We start from the raw sequence: 22473 nt of genomic DNA on the forward strand, positions 1-22473 counted from the left end.
GAGTGACTCTGCGCCGAAAATGTACCGGGGCTAAACGTATCACCGAAGCTGTGGATTGACACCGTTGGTGTCAGTGGTAGGAGAGCGTTCTAAGGGCGTTGAAGCTAGACCGTAAGGACTGGTGGAGCGCTTAGAAGTGAGAATGCCGGTATGAGTAGCGAAAGATGAGTGAGAATCTCATCCACCGTATGCCTAAGGTTTCCTGAGGAAGGCTCGTCCGCTCAGGGTTAGTCGGGACCTAAGCCGAGGCCGAAAGGCGTAGGCGATGGACAACAGGTTGATATTCCTGTACCACCTATGAATCGTTTGAGTGATGGGGGGACGCAGGAGGATAGGGTAAGCGCGCTGTTGGATATGCGCGTCTAAGCAGTTAGGCTGGTGAACAGGAAAATCCGTTCACCGTAAAGGCTGAGCTGTGACAGCGAGGGAAATTTAGTACCGAAGTTCCTGATTCCACACTGCCAAGAAAAGCCTCTAGCGAGATTCAAGGTGCCCGTACCGCAAACCGACACAGGTAGGCGAGGAGAGAATCCTAAGGTGAGCGAGAGAACTCTCGTTAAGGAACTCGGCAAAATGACCCCGTAACTTCGGGAGAAGGGGTGCTCTTTAGGGTTCATAGCCCTGAAGAGCCGCAGTGAATAGGCCCAGGCGACTGTTTAGCAAAAACACAGGTCTCTGCGAAGCCGCAAGGCGAAGTATAGGGGCTGACGCCTGCCCGGTGCTGGAAGGTTAAGAGGAGGGGTTAGCGCAAGCGAAGCTCTGAATCGAAGCCCCAGTAAACGGCGGCCGTAACTATAACGGTCCTAAGGTAGCGAAATTCCTTGTCGGGTAAGTTCCGACCCGCACGAAAGGCGTAACGATCTGGGCACTGTCTCAACGAGAGACTCGGTGAAATTATAGTACCTGTGAAGATGCAGGTTACCCGCGACAGACGAAAGACCCCGTGGAGCTTTACTGTAGCCTGATATTGAATTTTGGTACAGCTTGTACAGGATAGGTAGGAGCCTGAGAAGCCGGAGCGCTAGCTTCGGTGGAGGCGTCGGTGGGATACTACCCTGGCTGTATTGAAATTCTAACCCGCACCCCTGATCGGGGTGGGAGACAGTGTCAGGTGGGCAGTTTGACTGGGGCGGTCGCCTCCTAAAGAGTAACGGAGGCGCCCAAAGGTTCCCTCAGAATGGTTGGAAATCATTCGTAGAGTGTAAAGGCACAAGGGAGCTTGACTGCGAGACCTACAAGTCGAGCAGGGACGAAAGTCGGGCTTAGTGATCCGGTGGTTCCGCATGGAAGGGCCATCGCTCAACGGATAAAAGCTACCCCGGGGATAACAGGCTTATCTCCCCCAAGAGTCCACATCGACGGGGAGGTTTGGCACCTCGATGTCGGCTCATCGCATCCTGGGGCTGTAGTCGGTCCCAAGGGTTGGGCTGTTCGCCCATTAAAGCGGTACGCGAGCTGGGTTCAGAACGTCGTGAGACAGTTCGGTCCCTATCCGTCGTGGGCGCAGGAAATTTGAGAGGAGCTGTCCTTAGTACGAGAGGACCGGGATGGACGCACCGCTGGTGTACCAGTTGTCTTGCCAAAGGCATCGCTGGGTAGCTATGTGCGGACGGGATAAGTGCTGAAAGCATCTAAGCATGAAGCCCCCCTCAAGATGAGATTTCCCATAGCGTCAAGCTAGTAAGATCCCTGAAAGATGATCAGGTTGATAGGTCAGAGGTGGAAGCGTGGCGACATGTGGAGCTGACTGATACTAATCGATCGAGGACTTAACCATTTTTAAGTGATTGAACTCGTTTTTTACAAAAAACTTCTTCTGCATTATCTAGTTTTGAGGGAATGAAAACCTCAAATAAATAGTCTGGTAACTATGGCGAGAAGGTCACACCCGTTCCCATACCGAACACGGAAGTTAAGCTTCTCAGCGCCGATGGTAGTTGGGGCATGCGCCCCTGTGAGAGTAGGACGTTGCCAGGCACATGAAAAGGACAATCCGAGAGGATTGTTTTTTTGCGTATAGTGAAAAAGTACGAAGAGTTTTTGAAGAAAACAGATATAGACATACACCCAATTGGCGGTTACGACATACTATAATAAAGGATGCCACGGGTGATGAGAATTCAAAAAATTGTATACAAATTGGACATTAAGGACAGAATGGGTGTATGGAGGTGGGAGGATTGAGTTCATTTTTAGCACATAAACACTATTATGTAGAAACATGCGTTATTTGTGAAAATCAAAAATCGAAAGGCATACATCTATACACTTCTTTTATTTGTACTGAATGTGAAAATGATTTAATTCAAACAGATACAAATGATCCAAAATATAAATATTTCCTAAAGCAGCTAAGGAAAATTACAAATCCAGAAATTTTCTCTTAAACAAGTCCTTTATGGGCTTTATTTTTTTGCGGAAATTGGGAAATAGATTGGTTTTTTGTTAAAATAGATAGGACTCTTAAAAGGAAGAAAGAATAGATGAACAATCAACAGAAAAGACCTCTATATGATGCCTTAACACACCATGTAAAGAAGCAGCCAATCTCATTTCACGTCCCAGGACATAAATACGGCTGGATCAATCAGTTAGACCACAGCCACAGACACGACCGCGATCACTTTTTTGATCAGCTATTAAAAATTGATGCAACGGAAATTTCAGGGCTAGATGATCTGCATTCACCTGAAGGGCCAATCTTGGAAGCGGAACTATTGCTGTCTGAGTTATACCACTCGAAGAAGAGCTTTTTCCTTGTGAACGGATCAACGGTGGGCAATCTTGCAATGATCATGGCAGTCTGTACAGAAGGGGCGCATGTTCTTGTCCAAAGAAATTGCCATAAGTCTGTGTTACATGCGCTTAGATTAGCGAAAGCATGCCCTGTATTTCTAGATCCGGAATATAATCAGGAATGGAAAGTTGCAGGCGGGGTCAGCCTTGAAACGGTTATGCAGGCGATTCATCTTTATCCAGACGCTAAAGCCATCCTTTTAACCTACCCGACCTATTATGGGTTAACATATAACATACAAGAAATCATTGATTTGTGCCACCTTCATCAAATCCCCGTATTGGTGGATGAGGCTCATGGGGCACATTTTATTGCCGGGCTCCTTTTCCTGCATCAGCATTGCAATTAGGTGCTGACATCGTTGTGCAATCAGCACATAAGACATTGCCGGCCATGACAATGGGTTCATTTTTACATGTAAATAGTAACCTGGTCAGCTTGGAAAAAGTGAAGGACTATCTTGAAGTATTTCAGTCCAGCAGCCCATCCTACCCGATTATGGCCTCGCTGGACTTAGCGAGGAGTTACTTAGGTACATACGAACAAAGGGATTTAGCTTTTTTACTGGCTGAAATTAAGCACTTTAAAGAGGCGTTAGCCGTGATTCCCGCGATAATTGTGTTAGATTTTCCTGATGGCCATGGTGATGTTTTAAAAATGACGATACAGTCAAGGTGCGGCTTAAGCGGATTTGAACTTCAAAAGAGATTGGAAGAATACAGCATATATACAGAATTAGCAGATCCAAATAATGTTTTATTTATCCTGCCTTTATTAAAGGAAGGACAGCAATATCCATTAGAAGAGACGGTATCGAGAATAAAAATGGCATTCGCCAGCTTACCTGTGATCAAACGGAAGGAAGAGTTTCACATCAATAGTCAAAAAATCACAGAGTTAGCAGTTCCTTTTGAAAAAATGGATAGGTTGACAGTGGATGAGGCTGCAATTGCGGAAGCAGAAGGTCTGGTTTGTGCAGAAACAATCACCCCTTATCCGCCAGGTATACCATTGTTAATAAAGGGAGAAAGGATAACAGCACTAAAACTGAGTCAGCTTCAGCAGCTGGTAGAAACCGGTGCACGCTTTCAAGGTGGCTCCACCATTAAAAATGGGTTAATCAAGACATTTCATACAACGTAAGATTCATAAGTTTCTGGAGGTAGTATGTACATGAGCAGTGGAATTTTTATAACATTCGAGGGGCCGGATGGTGCTGGAAAGACAACCATTATGGAGATGGCGGCGAAGCAATTTCCGGAGGCACTAGTAACTAGGGAACCCGGCGGGATTGATATCGCGGAGCAAATCCGAAAAGTGATTCTGGATAAAGATAACACAGCAATGGACCCTCGAACCGAAGCCCTGCTTTATGCAGCAGCAAGGAGACAGCATTTAATGGAAAAGGTAAAACCGGCATTAAACGCAGGAAGAGTTGTGCTTTGTGACCGGTTTGTCGATAGTTCATTAGCCTATCAGGGGTATGCACGCGGATTAGGAATAGACGAGGTCTTTACGATTAATCAGTTTGCGATTCAGGATTTAATGCCTGAACTGACCATCTACTTTGATATTGAACCGGAGTTGGGACTGAAGCGGATTAATAAAAATAAAGGACGGGAAATTAACCGGCTGGATTTGGAAAATCTCGATTTCCACAAAAAGGTGAGAGAGGGATACTACTTATTAATGGAACGTTTTCCGAATAGAATTGCCCGGATTGATGCTTCAGGACCAGTGGATGAGGTATTCCAAAAAACGATAAAACTAATAGAAGGAAAATTAGCTGAAAAAAGGCCGTAATCGGCCTTTTTTTGTATAATTACCTGTTATAATAAAAGTAGAGTAAACTAGAGTTGGACGAAATAAAGGAGAGGGTGTTCGAATGAAACTCATTATTGCCGTTGTTCAAGACCAGGATAGCAACCGTTTATCGAAAGCATTAGTTGATCATAATTTTAGAGCAACCAAGTTAGCTAGTACAGGTGGATTTTTGAAGTCGGGGAACACCACTTTTATCATAGGTACCGAGGATATTCGGGTTGATAAGGCTCTCCAAATTATTAAGGACAATTGCAAATCGAGAGATCAGCTTGTCGCTCCTGTCTCGCCAATGGGAGGGAATGCCGATTCTTATGTCCCTTACCCGGTAGAGGTTGAAGTAGGCGGCGCAACAGTCTTTGTCCTGCCAATTGAGCAATACCTGCATTTTTAAGAATATAGATAAAAGTGAGTGATTAGCTTGGGAAAAACATGGGATCAACTAGAAGAACTTCAGCCAACGGTGTTGAAAATGTTAAAAAACAGCTTGGTGAAAAATCGAGTGGCCCATGCGTACCTTTTTGAAGGCATGAGAGGGACAGGAAAAAAGGAAGTAGGGTTATTACTAACGAAGGCCCTTTTTTGCGAGTCGGTAGTAGATGGCTATAAACCTTGCGAAGCATGTAATAATTGCCGGCGGATCAATCATGGCAACCACCCTGACGTCCATATTGTCGAGCCGGATGGCTTGTCGATTAAAGTAGATCAGATTAGAAGCCTGCAAGCAGAGTTTTCAAAAAAGGGAGTTGAATCCCTGAAAAAGGTATACCTGATTTCTCATGCCGATAAAATGAGCAATAGTGCCTCGAATAGTTTGCTAAAGTTTCTTGAGGAACCAAGCCCGGGAACAGTCGCATTTCTATTAACAGAGCAGCTGCAGCAAATACTGCCAACCATCCTTTCTAGATGCCAAGTATTGGCATTCCATCCATTGGCACCGCAAATGATGAGGAAACAGCTTATTGAAAATGGCGTGGAATCAGTAAAGGCACCGCTCCTTGCGCAGTTAACCAACAATTTGGATGAAGCCCTTACATTAAATGTCGATGAATGGTTTGCACAAGCCCAAAAAATAGTGGTAAAATTATATGAGGTGTTGAAAAAAAATCCGCTTGAAGTGATGGTAACGCTTCAGGAAGAATGGTTTTTACACTTCAAAGAAAAAGAACAGATTCAACGTGGTTTAGATCTTTTACTTCTTATTTTTAAGGATTTACTTTATATACAACTAGATAAAGAGGAGCAAATTGTTTTCAGAGCAGAAAGTGAACGGTTAAAGCAATTTGCCCTTCAAACATCTGGACGGCGCTTATCGGATCAAATGGCAGCGATACTTGATGCTAAAAGGAAGCTGCAGGCAAATATGAATCCTCAGCTGATGATGGAACAGCTTGTGTTAAAATTGCAGGAGGGATCTTCATTTGTATGATGTTGTAGGAGTACGCTTTAAAAAGGCGGGAAAAATTTATTATTTTGATCCTGGAGACCTCTCAATCCAAAAGGATGACTTTGTCATTGTCGAAACGGTCCGCGGCGTCGAATACGGCAGGGCGGTTGTTGCCCGAAAACAGGTTGAGGAGCACGATGTCGTCCTTCCATTAAAAAAAGTCGTCAGAATTGCCGACCAGAAGGATCGCATGATTGTTGAGGAAAATAGACAGGAAGCTAAAGAGGCTTACGAAGTTTGTAATGCTAAGGTGAATGAGCATCAGTTGGATATGAAACTGGTTGATGTTGAATATACATTTGATCGAAACAAGGTCATCTTCTACTTTACCGCTGATGGAAGAGTCGATTTTCGTGAGCTGGTAAAAGATTTAGCAGCCATTTTTCGGACACGCATTGAATTACGCCAGATTGGCGTCCGTGATGAAGCAAAGATGCTTGGCGGAATTGGACCGTGCGGCCGAATGCTGTGCTGCTCAACCTTTTTAGGTGATTTTGATCCGGTATCCATCAAAATGGCAAAGGACCAAAACCTTTCCTTAAATCCAACCAAGATATCCGGTTTATGCGGCAGACTGATGTGCTGTCTAAAATATGAAAATGATGAATATGAATCTGCTAAAGAAGCTCTGCCGGATTTAGGAGAAATCATTGAAACACCGCAGGGTAAAGGGAAAGTAGTAGGTCTGAATATATTAGAGCGGGTACTTCAGGTAGAACTTAAGGAACAAGAACGGGTTCTGGAGTATACTTTGGAAGAAATCATTAAAGAAGGTGCCTTTTCTATACAATCCACTGATTAAGAGGTGTGCGCCGTGGATAAAAGAGAAATATTTGAATCAGTAAGTAATATGGAAACACAAATTGGCCATCTTTACCAGCAGCTGGGGGAATTGAAGCAGCATTTAGCCGAAATACTAGAAGAGAATCATTATTTAAAGCTTGAAAATGAACATCTGAGACGCCGTTTAGATGTAACGATGGAAGAAGAAAAGAAGGATATCGGGAATAAAAGGGTTGTCCCAGAAGGCCAGGCTGTATCTTCTGGAGGAAAGACCTTTGATGTTGGCGAAGGATACGATAACCTCGCCCGTCTTTACCAAGAAGGCTTTCATATTTGCAACCTGCATTTTGGCAGTTTACGGAAAGAAGGAGATTGTTTATTCTGCCTCTCCTTTCTTAATAAGAAATAACCTAAAGAGGCTGACAACATCAGCCTCTATTTTCTTACATTTTTAGATTGGGATGGTTTTAATGGTCAACTTAAAAGAAGACGAACGGCTGGATTATTTGTTGGCGGAGAACTTAAGGATTATTCAAAGTCCGACTGTTTTTTCCTTTTCGCTCGATGCTGTATTGCTGGCGCGATTTGTTTATATGCCGATCCAAAAAGGAAACATAATTGACCTCTGCAGCGGAAATGGGGTGATCCCCTTATTTTTAAGTGCCCGCACAAAAGGGACGATTTCAGGTGTAGAAATTCAAGAGCGTTTATATGATATGGCCATCAGAAGTATTGAATATAATGGTCTTCAGGATCGATTACATATGATTCATGGTGACATCAAAGATATGCCCAAACAATTAGGCTTTGGTAAATTTGATGTAGTTACCTGTAATCCACCATATTTTACGACCCCATCAAGGGAAGAAATAAATCCAAATGAGCACTTGGCTATTGCCCGCCACGAGATACTCTGCACACTGGAGGATGCGATAAAAGCTTCAAGTCAGTTAGTAAGACAGGGAGGGAAAGTGGCCTTTGTTCACCGTCCAGGCCGTCTTTTAGATATTATTACGCTGATGCGGCAGTATCGGCTTGAACCAAAGCGAATTCAGTTTATCTACCCGAAACGGGGGAAGGAAGCCAATACAATTTTAGTTGAAGCGATCAAAGATGGCAGTCCTGATTTAAAAATTTTGCCGCCGCTTATTGTTTATAATGAGGCAGACGAGTACACACCTGAAATCAGAGAGATTTTATATGGAGAATAGCTGTCATTATTTTTATGTTTTAACATGCAGGGATGGCAGTCTGTACGGTGGTTATTCTACTAACCTGGAACGGCGGATTAGACAGCATAATGAAGGAAAAGGGGCTAAATACACAAGGGGCAGGGGACCGGTGGAACTGACCTATTATAAAGGGTATGCTGAGAAAAGCGATGCTCTAAAAGCAGAATACCAATTTAAACAATTACCAAGAAAAAAAAAGCTTGAGTTTTTAAGAAATAATAAAAATGAGCATTTGAACTTTGATAACTGTCTAGCTCCAGCGCCCAGCGACTAGTGAACTTCACGCTCCTCCCTGCGATAAGTCAACATCGGATCGCTTTCGCTCTCCGTGTTTCCTTTATCTCAGTCGTAGCGCTCCAGTTCATACGTCGCTAAACGGGCGCTTTCGCTTTAATAATTTGAAACGGGTGATGATGATGATGTGGCAGCAGAAAAGCTTTGAGAATGAAGAAAAGAAAGGGATTCTTTATCTCGTTCCGACTCCGATTGGCAATCTGGAGGATATGAGCTTTCGGGCAATTAGAATCTTAAAAGAGGCAGATGTCATTGCTGCTGAAGATACGAGAAATACAAAAAAGTTGTGTCATTATTTTGAAATAGAAACACCCATTGTCAGCTATCACGAGCATAATAAAGAAACAAGCGGTGAGAAACTGATTCAGAAGGTAAAGGATGGCTTAAAGGTTGCGCTTGTTAGCGACGCCGGAATGCCAGCGATTTCTGACCCAGGCTATGAGCTTGTCACAGCAGCTATTAGCGAAAAGGCAACAGTTGTTCCCTTACCGGGAGCAAATGCAGCACTGACATCATTAATTGCCTCGGGGTTACCTTGCCAGCCGTTTTATTTCTATGGATTTTTGCATCGAAACAAGAAAGACAAGCGGGCTGAATTAGAGGAGTTGAAAAAACAATCCGCGACGCTAATCTTTTATGAATCACCGCATCGCTTGAAAGAAACCTTAGCCATCATGCTCGATGTCCTTGGAAACAGAAATATAGCCCTTTGCAGAGAATTAACCAAAAAGTATGAAGAATTTATTCGAGGCACACTTGAGGATGCAATTGAATTGGCGCACCAAGATGAAATCCGCGGGGAATTTTGCGTCGTTGTGGAAGGGACGGATGTAGTACAGGAAGAGGTGACAAGCTGGTGGCAGCCATTATCGCTTGATGAACATATTCAACACTATATTTCAGTAAAAAGTATGACTTCGAAGGAAGCCATTAAACAAACAGCAAAAGACCGCGGCCTTAATAAACGTGATGTATATCAGGCCTATCATGTTGAGAAATAAAAAAGCGAAAGCGCCCTGGTCAGCGGCGTATGGCCTCCTCGAAAAAGCTAACGCTTTTTCTTCGTGCGATGCCTATGCTGCCGAAGCTTTCCTTGTGGAGCGCTCCAACTGAGATAAAGGAAACACGGTGAGCGGAGCGAAACGATGTTGACTTATCGTAGGGCGGAGCATGAAGGACACTAGCCGCTAGGGCGCTGGAGCTGGACATTTCTCAAAGTCGCATTTATTAATTCTTTTAAATAAAAAAAGCTCCGACACATTTTGTGCCGGAGTTTTATATTACTTCGCTACTTCAAAGTTTTTTTGAATTTCTTGGATCAATAATTCTGCACCTTCACGGCTTAGGATTAATTTTCCGCCAGCAAGAGCCATATTATCATCAGAGACTTCACCAGTTACTTGGCAAGTCATGTTTGGCTTATATTTTTTTAAGATGATGCGCTCATCATCCACATAGATTTCTAGAGCATCCTTCTCTGCAATACCAAGTGTACGTCTTAATTCAATCGGAATAACCACACGACCTAATTCATCAACCTTACGAACAATACCTGTAGATTTCATATAATAATCTCCTCTCGTTTTTTACGCATATTCTATCTATTTTTTATTCGTCATTATTCGACAAATTTCTAATAAATTTATAATACCAGTACTTCCCATATTCGTCAATTCTTTTATTTTGAAAAATAAAAGAAAAATTTTACCATCGGCCTTGTATATTGATGTGATTGGGTTTACCCTAATATTGGGTCGATTAAACTATGAAAATAATACTATTGTAGTGTAAACTCTCAACAGTAAGGATGTAAATGCTAATTCGACAAAATTCTACATATATCAACCTTACCGCTCATAAGTTTCGAGGGTACTTGCTTCTTTATGGGTGTATAAGGTAAAAAATTTAAATAACTGGAAGTCTATGAATGGCACTTTCTTGCACAAAAGTTGATTTTTCGGTATATTTTGATGATAGAAGCAGTAAAAAGAGGCAATAATGATTGAATGGGCTTGCGATAGCCTGCCTATTGGAGGGAAAAGAAATGGCGGAAAAAGAGACGTTTTATTTAACCACACCGATTTACTATCCAAGTGGAAATTTACATATTGGTCATGCCTATACCACTGTTGCTGGTGATGCAATGGCTCGTTATAAGCGGATGCTAGGGTTTGATGTCATGTATTTAACTGGAACGGATGAGCATGGGCAAAAAATCCAGCGGAAAGCGGAAGAAGCTGGGATCACGCCGCAGCAGTATGTAGACGGAATTGTAAGTGGAATCAAAGATCTATGGAATAAACTTGATATTTCGTATGATGATTTTATTCGGACAACCGATGAGAGACATAAACTAATTGTCGAAAGTATTTTTGCAAAATTGCTCGAGCAGGGGGATATTTACCTTGATCAGTATGAAGGTTGGTACTGTACTCCTTGTGAATCATTCTTTACGGATCGACAGTTAGTGGATGGGAAGTGTCCTGATTGTGGCCGTCCGGTTGAGAAAGTAAAGGAAGAATCCTACTTTTTTAGAATGAGTAAGTATGTTGACCGCCTTTTACAATACTACGAGGAAAATCCTGATTTTATCCAGCCAGAATCCCGCAAAAATGAAATGATTAATAACTTTATTAAGCCTGGCCTGGAGGATTTAGCGGTATCTAGAACAACCTTTGATTGGGGAATTAAGGTCCCTGGAGATCCGAAGCATGTTATCTATGTCTGGATTGACGCGCTTTCGAATTATATTACGGCCCTAGGATATGGAACTAATCTAAATGAGAAATACGAAAAGTACTGGCCGGCAGATGTGCACCTTGTGGGAAAGGAAATTGTCCGCTTCCACACGATTTATTGGCCAATTATGTTAATGGCCCTGGATGTACCGCTTCCTAAAAAGGTGTTTGCTCATGGATGGCTGTTGATGAAGGACGGAAAAATGTCCAAGTCAAAAGGAAATGTCGTGGATCCAGTAACATTAATCGACCGCTATGGCCTCGATGCCCTGCGCTATTATTTATTGAGGGAAGTGCCATTTGGAGCAGATGGCGTATTTACACCAGAAGGTTTTGTCGAAAGAATAAATTTTGACTTAGCGAACGATCTTGGAAACCTGTTAAACCGAACGGTTGCAATGATTGATAAATACTTTGATGGTGTGATTCCTGATTATGACGGTTCTGTTGGTGAATTTGATGCGTCATTGCTTCAGGTTAATCGGGAAACGGTTGCCAAATACGAAGAAGCAATGGAGAAAATGGAATTTTCAGTGGCGCTCACTTCCATTTGGCAATTAGTCAGCCGGACAAATAAATATATTGATGAAACACAGCCATGGGCATTAGCTAAAAATGAAGAGAGTAAAGGGGAACTGGCAAGTGTCATGGTTCACTTAGCTGAATCATTGCGCCGCATTGCTATTCTTCTGCAGCCGTTTTTAACGCGTACACCTAAGGGGATTTTCACACAATTGGGTATTCAGAATCAAACTCTCCATACTTGGGATAGCCTTGAAAACTTTGGTCTAATTCCAAGTGGAACAAAGGTGGAGAAGGATGCACCACTATTCCCAAGGCTTGAAATTGCTGAAGAAGTGGAATTTATCAAGACCAAAATGCAAGGTACTACGCCTGCTCCTGAGGAAAAGGAAATCGAAGTGCCGGAAAAACTGGCTGAAATCGCAATCGACGACTTTATGAAAATTGATTTGCGGGTAGCCCAGGTGATTCAAGCAGAGCCAGTGAAAAAGACAGATAAATTGTTAAAACTTCAACTTGATCTTGGTTACGAAAAGCGTCAAGTCGTTTCGGGAATTGCGGAGTACTACAAGCCGGAAGAATTAGTCGGTCGAAAGGTCATTTGTATCACAAACCTAAAGCCAGTTAAACTGCGCGGTGAATTATCACAAGGAATGATCCTTGCCGGATCAAAAGACGGCCAGCTTTCACTTGCAACTGTTGATCAATCACTACCGAATGGTTCGAAGGTAAAATAATCATAAAAAGGGGAATGTTCCACGTGAAACAAAAAACGGGGCATTCTTCTTTTTTTTGACATTGGCAGGCAGGAAGTGCACAATTTAGAGAAAAAAGAGAAAAGAGGGTTTGATTTTATTATGCTGTTCGACACACATGCACATTTGAATGACAGTCAATATAATGAGGACTTAGAGGACGTTATTAATAGAGCGCAAAATGAGGGAGTCACTAATATGGTCGTCGTCGGATTTGATCGCCCGACCATTCAAAGAGCGATGGAGCTGGCCGAAACCTATGAATTTATATATGCCTGTGTTGGCTGGCATCCCGTTGATGCGATTGACATGACTGATGAAGATTTAGTGTGGATTGAAGAATTAGCCTCACACCCAAAGGTCGTTGCCATTGGTGAAATGGGCCTGGATTATCATTGGGACAAGTCACCCAAGGAAATTCAAAAGGAGGTTTTTCGCAAACAAATTAAGCTGGCGAAAAAAGTGAAGCTGCCAATCGTCATTCACAACCGTGAGGCAACAGCCGATATTGTGGAAATTTTAAAGGAGGAAGGGGCAGAGGAAGTAGGAGGCATAATGCACTGCTTTAGCGGCAGCCCTGAAGTTGCAAAAGAGTGTGTGAAAATGAACTTCTATATATCCCTTGGCGGTCCGGTAACCTTTAAAAATGCAAAGAAGCCGAAAGAGGTCGCGGCTGAAATCCCATTAGAGAAATTACTGATCGAAACGGATTGTCCCTATTTAGCCCCGCACCCATACCGCGGAAAACGAAATGAGCCAAGTTATGTAAAGCTGGTAGCCGAAGAAATTGCCGAAATAAAAGGGTTGACATTTGCAGAAGTAGCTGAGGCAACGACACGAAATGCTAAAAAATGTTTCGCCATAAAATGATAGGGTAATTTGTCGAAAGTACAAGAAGCTTGTCCAAATTTTTTCGAAAAACAAAAAGTTCTACATGTCTCCTTTTCAACATAGGATAACCGTGTCGAGAAGTTTTTCTTTGCAAAATTTCCAGCTTTGTGCATAATTAGAAATACCTTCACAGGAAATGCAAGGAATGACAGCCGGCAGCATGGTACTTAAATATCTCTCCGAGAAAAGGAGGCGTTTTTCATCGTATTCAAACACATGAAAAACCTGATTCCTGAGTCTTTGAGCAGGAGGACATTGACCATTGCTTTTGCTAGTTTCGTAGTTTTGCTAACAACTCTTGGCATTCTTTTTTTTGAAGGATCGAAGAATACTGTTGCAATAACACTGAATGGCAAACCAGAGGTTGTAAAGACACATGCAGATACCGTCAAAGAATTATTTGATGAACTGGATGTCCCTCTCAGCTCACATGACTACTTGTCTCCAAAGGCTACTACGAGGCTGAAAGACCAACTTAAAGTTGATTGGAAACAGGCAAACCAGGTTCACATTGTTAAAGACAGCGAGAAGAAAACGGTCTGGACTACAGCCGGAACTGTAGCAGGGCTCTTAAAGGAGCAGAACATTGATTTAAAAGAACAGGATCAAATTTCACCAAGACCACAAACGGCAATAAAAAATAAGATGAATATTGATATAAAGATCGCGTTTCATCTTACATATGTGGACGGCGGTAAGGAGCAGCAAGCTTGGTCCACTTCGGCTACGGTCGCTGACTTTTTAACACAACAGGGCATCACATTAAATGAATTAGACCGAGTTGAACCTGCATTAACAGAAACCATCTCAGAGAATGGGGTTGTTAACGTCATTCGCGTAGAAAAAGTCACCGATGTAGTGGAAGAACCAGTCCAATTTGCCGTGGTAACAAAAAAGGATGAAAGTTTGGAAAAGGGAAAAGAAAAAATTATCACGCCAGGAAAGCACGGCCGGGTGTCAAAACAATATGAAGTAGTGCTCGAAAATGGCAAAGAAGTTTCAAGGAAGTTGATGAATGAGCAGAGCGTCGCCATGAAGCGCGATCAAGTTGTGGCGGTCGGAACGAAGGAATTAACCATGCAGGTTTCCCGTGGTGCAGCTGAAACAGGAACAGAGTTTTATGTCACTGCAACGGCCTATACTGCCTATTGTAACGGCTGTTCCGGGCTTACTGCCACTGGTCTTAATCTTCGTGCTAATCCAAACATGAAAGTGATTGCGGTTGACCCGAGAATCATTCCGCTTGGAACAAAAGTATATGTTGAAGGCTATGGTTATGCGGTTGCCGCTGACACTGGCGGAGCAATTAAAGGGTATATCATTGATTTATTAATGCCAACGAAAGCGGAGGCGTACCGCTGGGGGCGGAAAAAGGTAAAGATAAAGATATTGCAATAATCTACTCTATGCAGGGGAAACTTTCCTCTGCATTTTGCTTTTTCCGGGATTTTCTTTATACTTACATCGAACTAACATTTGCTTGTTTCTTTATGTTACATTATATGAACGGGTTTAATAATATAGACGATGGACATTACAAAAATGTTTCAATTATTTTTCAAATTTTTATTTTTTATTACGGAGGCTTATACTTTTAACATGAAGATAAAAGAAATTATTGTCGTGGAAGGAAGAGATGATACGACAGCGATTAAACGGTCAGTTGACGCAGATACCATTGAAACGAACGGCTCTGCCGTGAATCAAACTACCATTGAAAAGGTTTGGCGCGCCCAAGAAACACGAGGAGTCATTATTTTTACTGATCCGGACTTCCCTGGTGAAAAAATTAGAAAGACGATTGCGGCTGCCGTACCCGGCTGTAAGCATGCTTTTTTAACAAAGGAAGCGGCGATTGCGAAAAACGGCAAAGGTCTTGGCGTGGAACATGCCAGTCCTGATGCCATTAGAGAAGCATTGAAGGATGCCCAAATCATGCATGAAACGATTTTAGAGGAAATAACCCAAGAGGACTTACTTACAGCCGGCCTCATCGGCGGCGAGGGTGCAAAGGACCGGAGAATTTTGCTTGGCAAGCTTTTAAAAATTGGTTATACAAACGGAAAGCAGCTGCACAAGCGCTTAATGATGTTCCAAATCAGCAAAAAGGAATTTGCTGAAGCCATAAGTGTTGTTCGTCAGGAGGAACTAAAATGAATAAAGATATCGCGACCCCTATAAGAACGAGAGCCATTCTCGAAAAATATGGTTTTTCCTTTAAGAAAAGCCTTGGCCAAAACTTCTTAATTGATACAAATATTTTAAAAAAGATTGTCAGTTTTGCTGATTTGACAGAGAATTCAGGGGCCATCGAGATTGGCCCGGGGATTGGCGCCTTAACCGAGCAGCTGGCACGCAGCAGTAAAAAGACGGTTGCTTTTGAGATCGATCAACGTTTATTACCGATCTTGCAGGATACGTTGTCGCCATATGAAAATGTAAAAATTATTCACAAGGATGTATTAGAGGCCGACGTTCACGCGGTGATGACGGAGGAATTTGCCGGCATCGATGATATCATGGTTGTTGCAAATTTACCTTATTATGTCACAACCCCGATTATTATGAAATTGCTCGAGGAACAGCTGCCGATTCGCGGAATTGTATGTATGCTTCAAAAAGAGGTTGCTGACCGTATTTCTGCTAAGCCTGGTACAAAGGACTATGGTTCACTTTCCATTGCCGTACAATACTACACAGAAGCCGAGACCGTGATGATTGTTCCTAAGACCGTCTTTGTCCCGCAACCGAATGTCGATTCCGCTGTCATCAGACTCACAAGGCGGGAGCAGCCGGCAGTTGCGGTAAAAGATGAAGCATTCTTTTTCCAAGTAACCAAGGCAAGCTTTGCCCAAAGAAGAAAAACATTACTCAATAACTTAACAAGTGGGCTTCCGGAAGGGAAACAAAAGAAAGAGGAGATCCTCGCCGCACTGCAAGCGAGCAGTATTGAACCTTCCAGAAGAGGCGAAACCCTTTCTTTAGAGGAATTTGGCCGGTTAGCGGATGAACTTCACCCTCATTTCCATTAGACCTTTTTTAAGGTCTATTTTTTTTTGCCAAGTTTAACAAAACGTTCATTTCTTGTGGCTGCTAGGCCTCTTTTTTTTTATAAAATGGACTTGTGGTCTTGAATATAAGAAGGGTTGTGGCATATGGAATACAAATCACGTCCTGTACCGAAGAAGCTAATGATTTTGAGATTGCTTAACACCCATTTGACCTTGTCTGAAAATGATAAACAGTACTATTACAATTTGAAAAAGGGCTATGAAGGAGAGCTGAAATTTGACTCCTTAACGGAAAAGCTTCAATGTCAATGTTATATTTTAAATGATTTGTTGTTTAAGGTTAACAACACTCTATTTCAAATTGACACTCTCATCATTTTTTCAGGAAGAATTCATTTCTCAGGTGTTAAAAATTTTGAAGGCGATTATTTTCTCGAATCAGAGCGATTGTATAAGAAGCCGGAGAAAGAGTACACAAATCCGCTACTACAACTGACTCGAAGTAAATCCTTGCTCCGCCAATTACTCCAAAGTATCGGGTTTCATTTCCCGGTTGACGCCAATGTAGTATTTATTAATCCCGAGTTCACCCTATACCAGGCCCCCCTCAACATACCGTTTATTTTTCCAACACAGGTAAACAGCTATTTAAAATATTTAGATGCGACACCGTCGAAACTGGGAGTTAAAGAAAAAGAACTGGCTGACAAATTAATTTCACTCCATAGGGAAGAGGACGCGTATAAACACCTGCCTCCTTATAAGTACGGCCAATTTCGAAAAGGAATGACTTGCGAAAAGTGTAATTGTTTTGCCATTTCAGTCAGTGGGCAGAAATGTGTGTGCGGTGATTGTGGACATGAAGAAAAGGTGACCGCCGCGGTTTTCCGAAGTGTGAAGGAGCTGCAGCTTCTTTTTCCAGATATGAAGATTACGGCGAATGTGGTACATGATTGGTGTAGGGTGGTGACATTAAAAAAGACAATTAGAAGGGTTTTGGAGGATAATTTTAATAGAAAAGGGGTTCGCCAATGGACTTATTACGAATGAAATCCTATGTGAAGGACTTTTTAAAGGGAATCGTGAAAGGAAAAGTCCGTCATAAGAGTAATGAAGGACTTTTTAGAGGGAATCATGAGACGAAAAGTCCATCATAAGAGCGATGAAGGACCTTTCAGCAGAAATCAGAGGCAAAAAGCCCAGTATAGTTATGTTCCCAGGAGTTCGTATCAGATTAGCACGCTTCCCCCCCCAAACTACAATTACGCCTCACGAACCACTGCCACTCGATGAGTTTTTTTTTCACGCGGACATCCCCGTCTGCATAGCCTATGAGAGAAACCTTAAACAGAAGGCCTATTTGCTGGTCTTATTGGAGTGACGGCAGTGGATATAAAAATAAATGATATTGTCGGGAGAAAATCATATAATTGTGATCTTCTATTTCGCGTCATCGATATACGGAAAATAAATGGCCAGAACTATGCAATTCTTTATGGTGAGGATTTTCGTCTTGTCGCAGATGCACCCTCCGCGGATTTAGTCGTGGTGAATCAGCTTGAAAGGGTGAAACTAAGACAGGAATATAGGACACTTGAAGAACAGTCATTACGGCTTTTCTCCCAGGATGTTGATTTGTTAAAGTCCAGGCAGGAATATGAAGCGACTGGCGGTTATGTTAAGCCCAGCAATTATTTTCAAATTCCGGGGAAGGTCCTCCATTTAGACGGTGACCCATCCTATTTGAAAAAATGTATGACCTTATATGAAAAAATTGGAATTCCAGTTTTAGGTATACATTGCAATGAAAAGGAAATGCCTGATAAAATTGGCGGGCTCATTGACCATTATCGTCCGGATATTCTAGTCATCACCGGGCATGATGCCTATTCTAAGGCAAAAGGAAAAATGACAGATATTAATGCCTACCGACATTCTAAACACTTTGTGCAAACTGTCAGAGAGGCACGTAAGAAAATCCCTCATTTAGATCAACTGGTCATCTTTGCAGGTGCCTGTCAATCCCACTTTGAATCGCTCATCCATGCAGGCGCTAACTTCGCCAGTTCTCCATCAAGGATTAATATACATGCACTCGACCCCGTTTATATAGTCGCAAAAATAAGCTTTACCCCGTTTATGGAAAGAATAAATGTTTGGGATGTGTTACGGAATACATTAACAGGAGATAAAGGTCTTGGAGGGATTGAAACCAAAGGTGTACTTCGTACAGGAATGCCTTATCGACCAGTACAGGACGAAGAAGAATAAGCCTTTAATTCTACCAAGGCTTATTTTTTTATTGGCCAATAGGAAAGATTCTTTTAGCATACATATTCCAGTGCACATAAGGCAAGGATAAGAAATGTTGAAATTTACAAGAAAAAGTAGAATAAAAAATATTGACAAACTTTTTGTCGGACTGATATAATTTATATTTTTGTTTGACAGAACTATGTCAGTGTGTTATACTTTACACAGTGAGGTGGATCGAATGCCAAAAACCTTAGCCGATATCAAAAAGGCCCTTGACACGAATTTAGGGAAAAGGTTGTTGCTAAAAGCAAACGGAGGACGAAGGAAAACGATTGAACGTTCAGGTGTTTTAGCTGAAACTTACCCATCTGTTTTTGTTATTGAATTAGATCAGGATGAAAATTCATTCGAGCGTGTATCTTACAGCTATGCGGATGTATTAACAGAAACAGTTCAAATTACTTTCTATGATGATGCAGCAGGACATGTAGCTTTAAGCTAGTATATAGGCAATGAGCAGCAGTAAACAAATAGTTTACTGCTTTTTGCTTTTTAAAGGATTATTTGGATAACATGTAAACGGCCTGAATATCTCATACTAAGAATACTGTGGTATGAAAGGGGTTGTTTAGATGGGCAGAAGAAGAGGCATCATGTCCGAAGGCTTTAAAGAGGAATTGGCAAAAGAGCTTGGTTTTTATGATGTCGTCCAAAAAGAAGGCTGGGGCGGTATTAAGGCACGGGATGCAGGGAATATGGTAAAGCGTGCTATTGAACTGGCAGAAGCGCAGCTGTCTAATCGAGGCCCAAAGTCTTAATCCTAAAAGCACTTCCGCTTTTCTAAGTTTAAACCACAGTCAGGTCAGCGAGGGAACCTTAATTGATTTCCGCGCTGGCCTTTTTCTGGATTTTAAAAGATACAAAAGTATAAATTTCGACTTCGAGAATTGTCCAGCTCCAGCGCTCTAGCGGCTAGTGTCCTTCGCTCTCCGCCCTACGATAAGTCAACATCGGTTCGCTGCGCTTACCGTGTTTCCTTTATCTCAGTTGGAGCGCTCCAGGCCATACGCCGCTGACCAGGGCGCTTGCGCTTTTTTATTAAAATAAGCTTTTTCCTCTGAAAAATTAATGATAAAATAATAAATTTGACAGGATATATCATATCTCACGTCTTACATTTATCGTTTTGTGGTAAAATAGGACAAAATGTGGAATTTGGAAAAGGATGCAGAAGCGCCCTTTGGGTGCAGAGCGGGAAAAACAAAAGTAGGTGACGTAGTGAAGCTTTTAGTCAAAGCACCGGCCAAAATAAACTTAGCATTAGATGTTTTACATAAACGTTCCGATGGCTTTCATGAGGTTGAAATGATCATGACCACCATTGATTTAGCAGACCGGGTTGAGCTAACCTTATTAAATCATGATCAAATACATATTCTTTCCCATAATAGGTATGTACCTGATGATCAACGCAACTTAGCCTTTCAAGCAGCCCAGCTTTTGAAGGATCGATTTCATGTAAAGAAAGGTGTGTTGATCTCAATTGAGAAAACAATCCCGGTTGCGGCAGGATTAGCCGGGGGAAGCAGTGATGCGGCCGCAACCTTAAGAGGCCTGAATAAGCTTTGGGAACTCGGATTATCCATGGATGAATTAGCTGAGCTTGGAAGTGAAATTGGTTCAGATGTTTCATTTTGTGTATACGGAGGCACAGCTTTAGCAAAAGGAAGGGGTGAGGTCATTACTGAGCTCCCGCCACCGCCGACATGCTGGGTCATCCTTGCAAAGCCCTTCATCGGGGTCTCGACCGCTGAGGTTTACCGCCGGCTAGATGTGAATCGGACGAATCACCCTGATATTAGCGGTATGATTGAAGCCATTAACAACCGGGACTACCAACACGTATGCGATAATGTGGGTAATGTCCTCGAGGACGTAACATTAACTCTTCACCCCGAGGTTGCCCAAATAAAAGAGCAAATGAAGCGTTTTGGCGCGGATGCTGTTTTAATGAGCGGCAGCGGACCAACCGTGTTTGGAATTGTTCAACATGACTCACGAATGCATCGGATCTATAACGGATTGCGGGGATTCTGTGACCAGGTTTTTGCAGTCCGCATGCTGGGAGAACGACACACGCTTGATTAAAGGCGTACAATAATGGTATTCTTTAATAAGAATATTCGGCTTTTGGGGGTTAATTATGAAATTTCGCCGTAGTGAACGTTTAATTGATATGACGAATTATTTATTGGATCATCCTCGCCAACTCGTTCCCCTCACTTTTTTTGCGGAAAGGTATTCGTCCGCTAAGTCTTCCATTAGTGAAGATTTGGCTATCGTAAAAGAAACCTTTGAACAAAGAGGAATCGGCACACTAAGAACCGTGCCGGGAGCAGCTGGCGGTGTTAAATTCTTCGTAAAAGTCAGCCGGGAAGAGACAGAACCCTTTATCAACGAACTATGTCAATTAATTGGAAATCCTGAACGGCTTTTACCGGGCGGTTATTTATATTTGACAGATATATTAGGAGATCCGCAGGTGGTCCAAAAGGCAGGACGTGTCATTGCCTCGGCCTATGCTGATACAAAAATTGATGTTGTTATGACGGTGGCGACAAAAGGGATTCCGCTTGCCTATGCAGTTGCAAGTCAATTGAATGTCCCGGTAGTGATTGTTCGCAGAGACAGTAAAGTAACGGAAGGCCCGACAGTAAGCATTAATTATGTTTCTGGATCAGCCAAAAGAATTCAGACGATGGTGCTTTCAAAAAGGAGCATGAAGCAGGATTCACGTGTCCTTATTGTCGATGACTTTATGAAGGCCGGCGGAACCGTCATGGGAATGATCAGCATGCTGGAGGAATTTAATAGCCAGTTGGCTGGAATTGCTGTTTTAGTTGAGGCTGAAAAAATTCAAGAACGATTAGTGGATGAGTACTTATCTCTCGTCCAATTATCGGATGTCGATGTCAAAGAAAAAAAGATAAGTGTACACGAAGGAAATTACTTTAACAATTGGAGGAGATAGTATGAAAGCAGTTCAAACGAACCAAGCCCCTGCTGCCATTGGCCCATATTCCCAAGGAATTATTGTGAATAACCTGTTTTACAGCTCTGGACAAATTCCATTAACCGCTGAAGGAACGATGGTGACAGGCGATGTTAAAGAGCAGACCCACCAAGTGTTCCGTAATTTACAAGCTGTGTTAGCCGAAGCAGGCGCATCACTTGAAACGGTCGTAAAGGCAACTGTTTTTATTAAAAATATGGATGAATTTGCTGCTGTCAATGAAGTTTATGGCGAGTATTTTTCTGAGCATAAACCAGCCCGCTCCTGTGTGGAGGTTGCCCGGTTACCAAAGGATGCCTTAGTTGAAATCGAAGTTGTTGCGCTCGTAAAGTAATCGAGCGCTTTTTCTATGTCTTTCGTCTGATTTTTTGTTGTAAAAGACCATTTTTGACAAAAGTTCACTGCTTTGCCCTAATTTTTCAAAAATATTTTAAAATTTAAGAAGGATTATTGGATTAGTTGTTGAATTTAATACACTAGCTTTTTATATAACAAAAAAGGGTGTGAGCACATGGAAGTAACTGACGTAAGATTACGCCGAGTTAATACGGACGGTCGAATGAGAGCGATTGCATCAATCACATTAGACAATGAATTTGTTGTTCATGACATCCGTGTTATTGACGGAAACAACGGTTTATTTGTAGCTATGCCAAGTAAACGTACTCCTGATGGAGAATTTCGTGACATTGCGCATCCAATCAATTCAGGAACACGCGGTAAAATCCAAGAAGCTGTTTTGGCTGAGTACCATCGTCTAGGTGAATTGGAAGTAGAATTTGAAGAAGCCGGAGCTTCCTAAGGATTTTAACAACTAGGGCCTTTCTCAGTAAGGCTCTTTTTATATTTAGAA

At 42.3% G+C, this 22473-nt stretch carries 26 protein-coding genes and 2 rRNA genes (1 of these 28 only partly in view); 27 read left to right on the forward strand and 1 reads right to left on the reverse strand.

Annotated features, from left to right (window positions below; genetic code table 11):
- The 13 genes from ACO1D1_RS25855 to rsmI all read left to right on the forward strand — a co-directional run.
- Window positions 1–1777: ribosomal RNA gene (locus ACO1D1_RS25855) — 23S ribosomal RNA — on the forward strand; it begins 1158 nt to the left of the window's first position.
- 83 nt (window positions 1778–1860) lie between these two features.
- Window positions 1861–1977 (forward strand): 5S ribosomal RNA (gene rrf / locus ACO1D1_RS25860).
- Window positions 1978–2165: 188 nt separating this feature from the next.
- On the forward strand, window positions 2166–2387 hold the full coding sequence (locus tag ACO1D1_RS25865) for a sigma factor G inhibitor Gin (RefSeq protein ID WP_149868027.1): 222 nt from the start codon (window positions 2166–2168) through the stop codon (window positions 2385–2387).
- Between the two features lie 96 nt (window positions 2388–2483).
- Entirely contained in the window at window positions 2484–3146 is a 663-nt protein-coding gene (locus ACO1D1_RS25870) for a DegT/DnrJ/EryC1/StrS family aminotransferase (protein ID WP_423337586.1), read from the forward strand.
- Complete coding sequence (locus ACO1D1_RS25875; RefSeq protein ID WP_423337587.1) at window positions 3137–3940, forward strand: hypothetical protein; 804 nt, start codon at window positions 3137–3139, stop codon at window positions 3938–3940. Before ACO1D1_RS25870 ends, ACO1D1_RS25875 begins: the two co-directional genes overlap by 10 nt.
- 30 nt (window positions 3941–3970) lie before the next feature.
- Complete coding sequence (gene tmk / locus ACO1D1_RS25880) at window positions 3971–4600, forward strand: dTMP kinase (protein WP_149868029.1); 630 nt, start codon at window positions 3971–3973, stop codon at window positions 4598–4600.
- A gap of 82 nt (window positions 4601–4682) precedes the next feature.
- The gene (locus tag ACO1D1_RS25885; protein ID WP_149868030.1) at window positions 4683–5012 is read left to right on the forward strand and encodes a cyclic-di-AMP receptor; all 330 of its coding nucleotides are present in this window, start codon (window positions 4683–4685) and stop codon (window positions 5010–5012) included.
- Window positions 5013–5039: 27 nt separating this feature from the next.
- A complete protein-coding gene (gene holB / locus ACO1D1_RS25890) occupies window positions 5040–6047 on the forward strand; it encodes a DNA polymerase III subunit delta' (RefSeq protein WP_149868031.1) in 1008 nt (335 codons plus the stop codon).
- Window positions 6040–6867 carry a PSP1 domain-containing protein gene (locus ACO1D1_RS25895; RefSeq protein ID WP_149868032.1) on the forward strand — a complete coding sequence of 276 codons (828 nt, stop codon included), beginning with the start codon at window positions 6040–6042 and terminating at the stop codon, window positions 6865–6867. Before holB ends, ACO1D1_RS25895 begins: the two co-directional genes overlap by 8 nt.
- Before the next feature lie 12 nt (window positions 6868–6879).
- A complete protein-coding gene (yabA, locus tag ACO1D1_RS25900) occupies window positions 6880–7257 on the forward strand; it encodes a DNA replication initiation control protein YabA (protein WP_149868033.1) in 378 nt (125 codons plus the stop codon).
- Window positions 7258–7318: 61 nt separating this feature from the next.
- Window positions 7319–8059, forward strand: a complete 741-nt coding sequence (locus tag ACO1D1_RS25905; protein WP_149868034.1) for a tRNA1(Val) (adenine(37)-N6)-methyltransferase — start codon at window positions 7319–7321, stop codon at window positions 8057–8059.
- A complete protein-coding gene (locus tag ACO1D1_RS25910) occupies window positions 8049–8354 on the forward strand; it encodes a GIY-YIG nuclease family protein (protein WP_149868035.1) in 306 nt (101 codons plus the stop codon). The genes ACO1D1_RS25905 and ACO1D1_RS25910 overlap by 11 nt, the downstream gene beginning before the upstream one ends.
- Window positions 8355–8499: 145 nt before the next feature.
- Entirely contained in the window at window positions 8500–9375 is an 876-nt protein-coding gene (gene rsmI / locus ACO1D1_RS25915; protein ID WP_423337592.1) for a 16S rRNA (cytidine(1402)-2'-O)-methyltransferase, read from the forward strand.
- A 279-nt stretch (window positions 9376–9654) separates the two neighbouring features.
- On the opposite strand, the gene ACO1D1_RS25920 is transcribed toward rsmI, so the two are convergent.
- Complete coding sequence (locus tag ACO1D1_RS25920; protein ID WP_149868036.1) at window positions 9655–9939, reverse strand: AbrB/MazE/SpoVT family DNA-binding domain-containing protein; 285 nt, start codon at window positions 9937–9939, stop codon at window positions 9655–9657.
- Window positions 9940–10418: 479 nt separating this feature from the next.
- On the opposite strand from ACO1D1_RS25920, the gene metG reads away from it, so the two are divergent.
- The 14 genes from metG (at window position 10419) to spoVG (ending at window position 22422) form a co-directional block, all read left to right on the forward strand.
- On the forward strand, window positions 10419–12371 hold the full coding sequence (metG, locus tag ACO1D1_RS25925) for a methionine--tRNA ligase (protein ID WP_423337588.1): 1953 nt from the start codon (window positions 10419–10421) through the stop codon (window positions 12369–12371).
- Between the two features lie 120 nt (window positions 12372–12491).
- The gene (locus ACO1D1_RS25930) at window positions 12492–13259 is read left to right on the forward strand and encodes a TatD family hydrolase (RefSeq protein WP_149872542.1); all 768 of its coding nucleotides are present in this window, start codon (window positions 12492–12494) and stop codon (window positions 13257–13259) included.
- Window positions 13260–13496: 237 nt separating this feature from the next.
- Window positions 13497–14678 (forward strand): G5 and 3D domain-containing protein, encoded by a 1182-nt coding sequence (locus ACO1D1_RS25935; RefSeq protein WP_149868038.1) that lies wholly within the window; start codon window positions 13497–13499, stop codon window positions 14676–14678.
- A gap of 201 nt (window positions 14679–14879) precedes the next feature.
- Window positions 14880–15437, forward strand: a complete 558-nt coding sequence (gene rnmV / locus ACO1D1_RS25940) for a ribonuclease M5 (protein WP_149868039.1) — start codon at window positions 14880–14882, stop codon at window positions 15435–15437.
- Window positions 15434–16312 (forward strand): 16S rRNA (adenine(1518)-N(6)/adenine(1519)-N(6))-dimethyltransferase RsmA, encoded by an 879-nt coding sequence (rsmA, locus tag ACO1D1_RS25945; protein ID WP_423337589.1) that lies wholly within the window; start codon window positions 15434–15436, stop codon window positions 16310–16312. The genes rnmV and rsmA overlap by 4 nt, the downstream gene beginning before the upstream one ends.
- A 192-nt stretch (window positions 16313–16504) precedes the next feature.
- Window positions 16505–17341 (forward strand): nuclease-related domain-containing protein, encoded by an 837-nt coding sequence (locus ACO1D1_RS25950; RefSeq protein WP_423337590.1) that lies wholly within the window; start codon window positions 16505–16507, stop codon window positions 17339–17341.
- A complete protein-coding gene (locus ACO1D1_RS25955; RefSeq protein WP_263315264.1) occupies window positions 17323–17448 on the forward strand; it encodes a hypothetical protein in 126 nt (41 codons plus the stop codon). The genes ACO1D1_RS25950 and ACO1D1_RS25955 overlap by 19 nt, the downstream gene beginning before the upstream one ends.
- Before the next feature lie 229 nt (window positions 17449–17677).
- Window positions 17678–18562, forward strand: a complete 885-nt coding sequence (gene yabG, locus ACO1D1_RS25960; RefSeq protein WP_149868042.1) for a sporulation peptidase YabG — start codon at window positions 17678–17680, stop codon at window positions 18560–18562.
- A gap of 223 nt (window positions 18563–18785) precedes the next feature.
- Window positions 18786–19049: a biofilm formation stimulator Veg gene (gene veg / locus ACO1D1_RS25965; protein ID WP_007084178.1), complete on the forward strand. Its 264-nt coding sequence runs from the start codon at window positions 18786–18788 to the stop codon at window positions 19047–19049.
- Between the two features lie 130 nt (window positions 19050–19179).
- Complete coding sequence (locus ACO1D1_RS25970; RefSeq protein WP_423337591.1) at window positions 19180–19365, forward strand: small, acid-soluble spore protein, alpha/beta type; 186 nt, start codon at window positions 19180–19182, stop codon at window positions 19363–19365.
- A gap of 460 nt (window positions 19366–19825) precedes the next feature.
- Complete coding sequence (gene ispE / locus ACO1D1_RS25975) at window positions 19826–20695, forward strand: 4-(cytidine 5'-diphospho)-2-C-methyl-D-erythritol kinase (RefSeq protein WP_149868044.1); 870 nt, start codon at window positions 19826–19828, stop codon at window positions 20693–20695.
- Between the two features lie 55 nt (window positions 20696–20750).
- Entirely contained in the window at window positions 20751–21578 is an 828-nt protein-coding gene (gene purR, locus ACO1D1_RS25980) for a pur operon repressor (protein WP_149868045.1), read from the forward strand.
- Between the two features lies 1 nt (window position 21579).
- Complete coding sequence (ridA, locus tag ACO1D1_RS25985) at window positions 21580–21954, forward strand: 2-iminobutanoate/2-iminopropanoate deaminase (RefSeq protein WP_149868046.1); 375 nt, start codon at window positions 21580–21582, stop codon at window positions 21952–21954.
- Between the two features lie 177 nt (window positions 21955–22131).
- Window positions 22132–22422, forward strand: coding sequence for a septation regulator SpoVG (gene spoVG, locus ACO1D1_RS25990; RefSeq protein ID WP_003347151.1), 291 nt, complete (start codon window positions 22132–22134; stop codon window positions 22420–22422).
- Window positions 22423–22473: the final 51 nt, after the last annotated feature.

It is taken from the genome of Neobacillus sp. 19 (assembly GCF_049463095.1).
Taxonomy (GTDB): Bacteria; Bacillota; Bacilli; order Bacillales; family Cytobacillaceae; genus Neobacillus.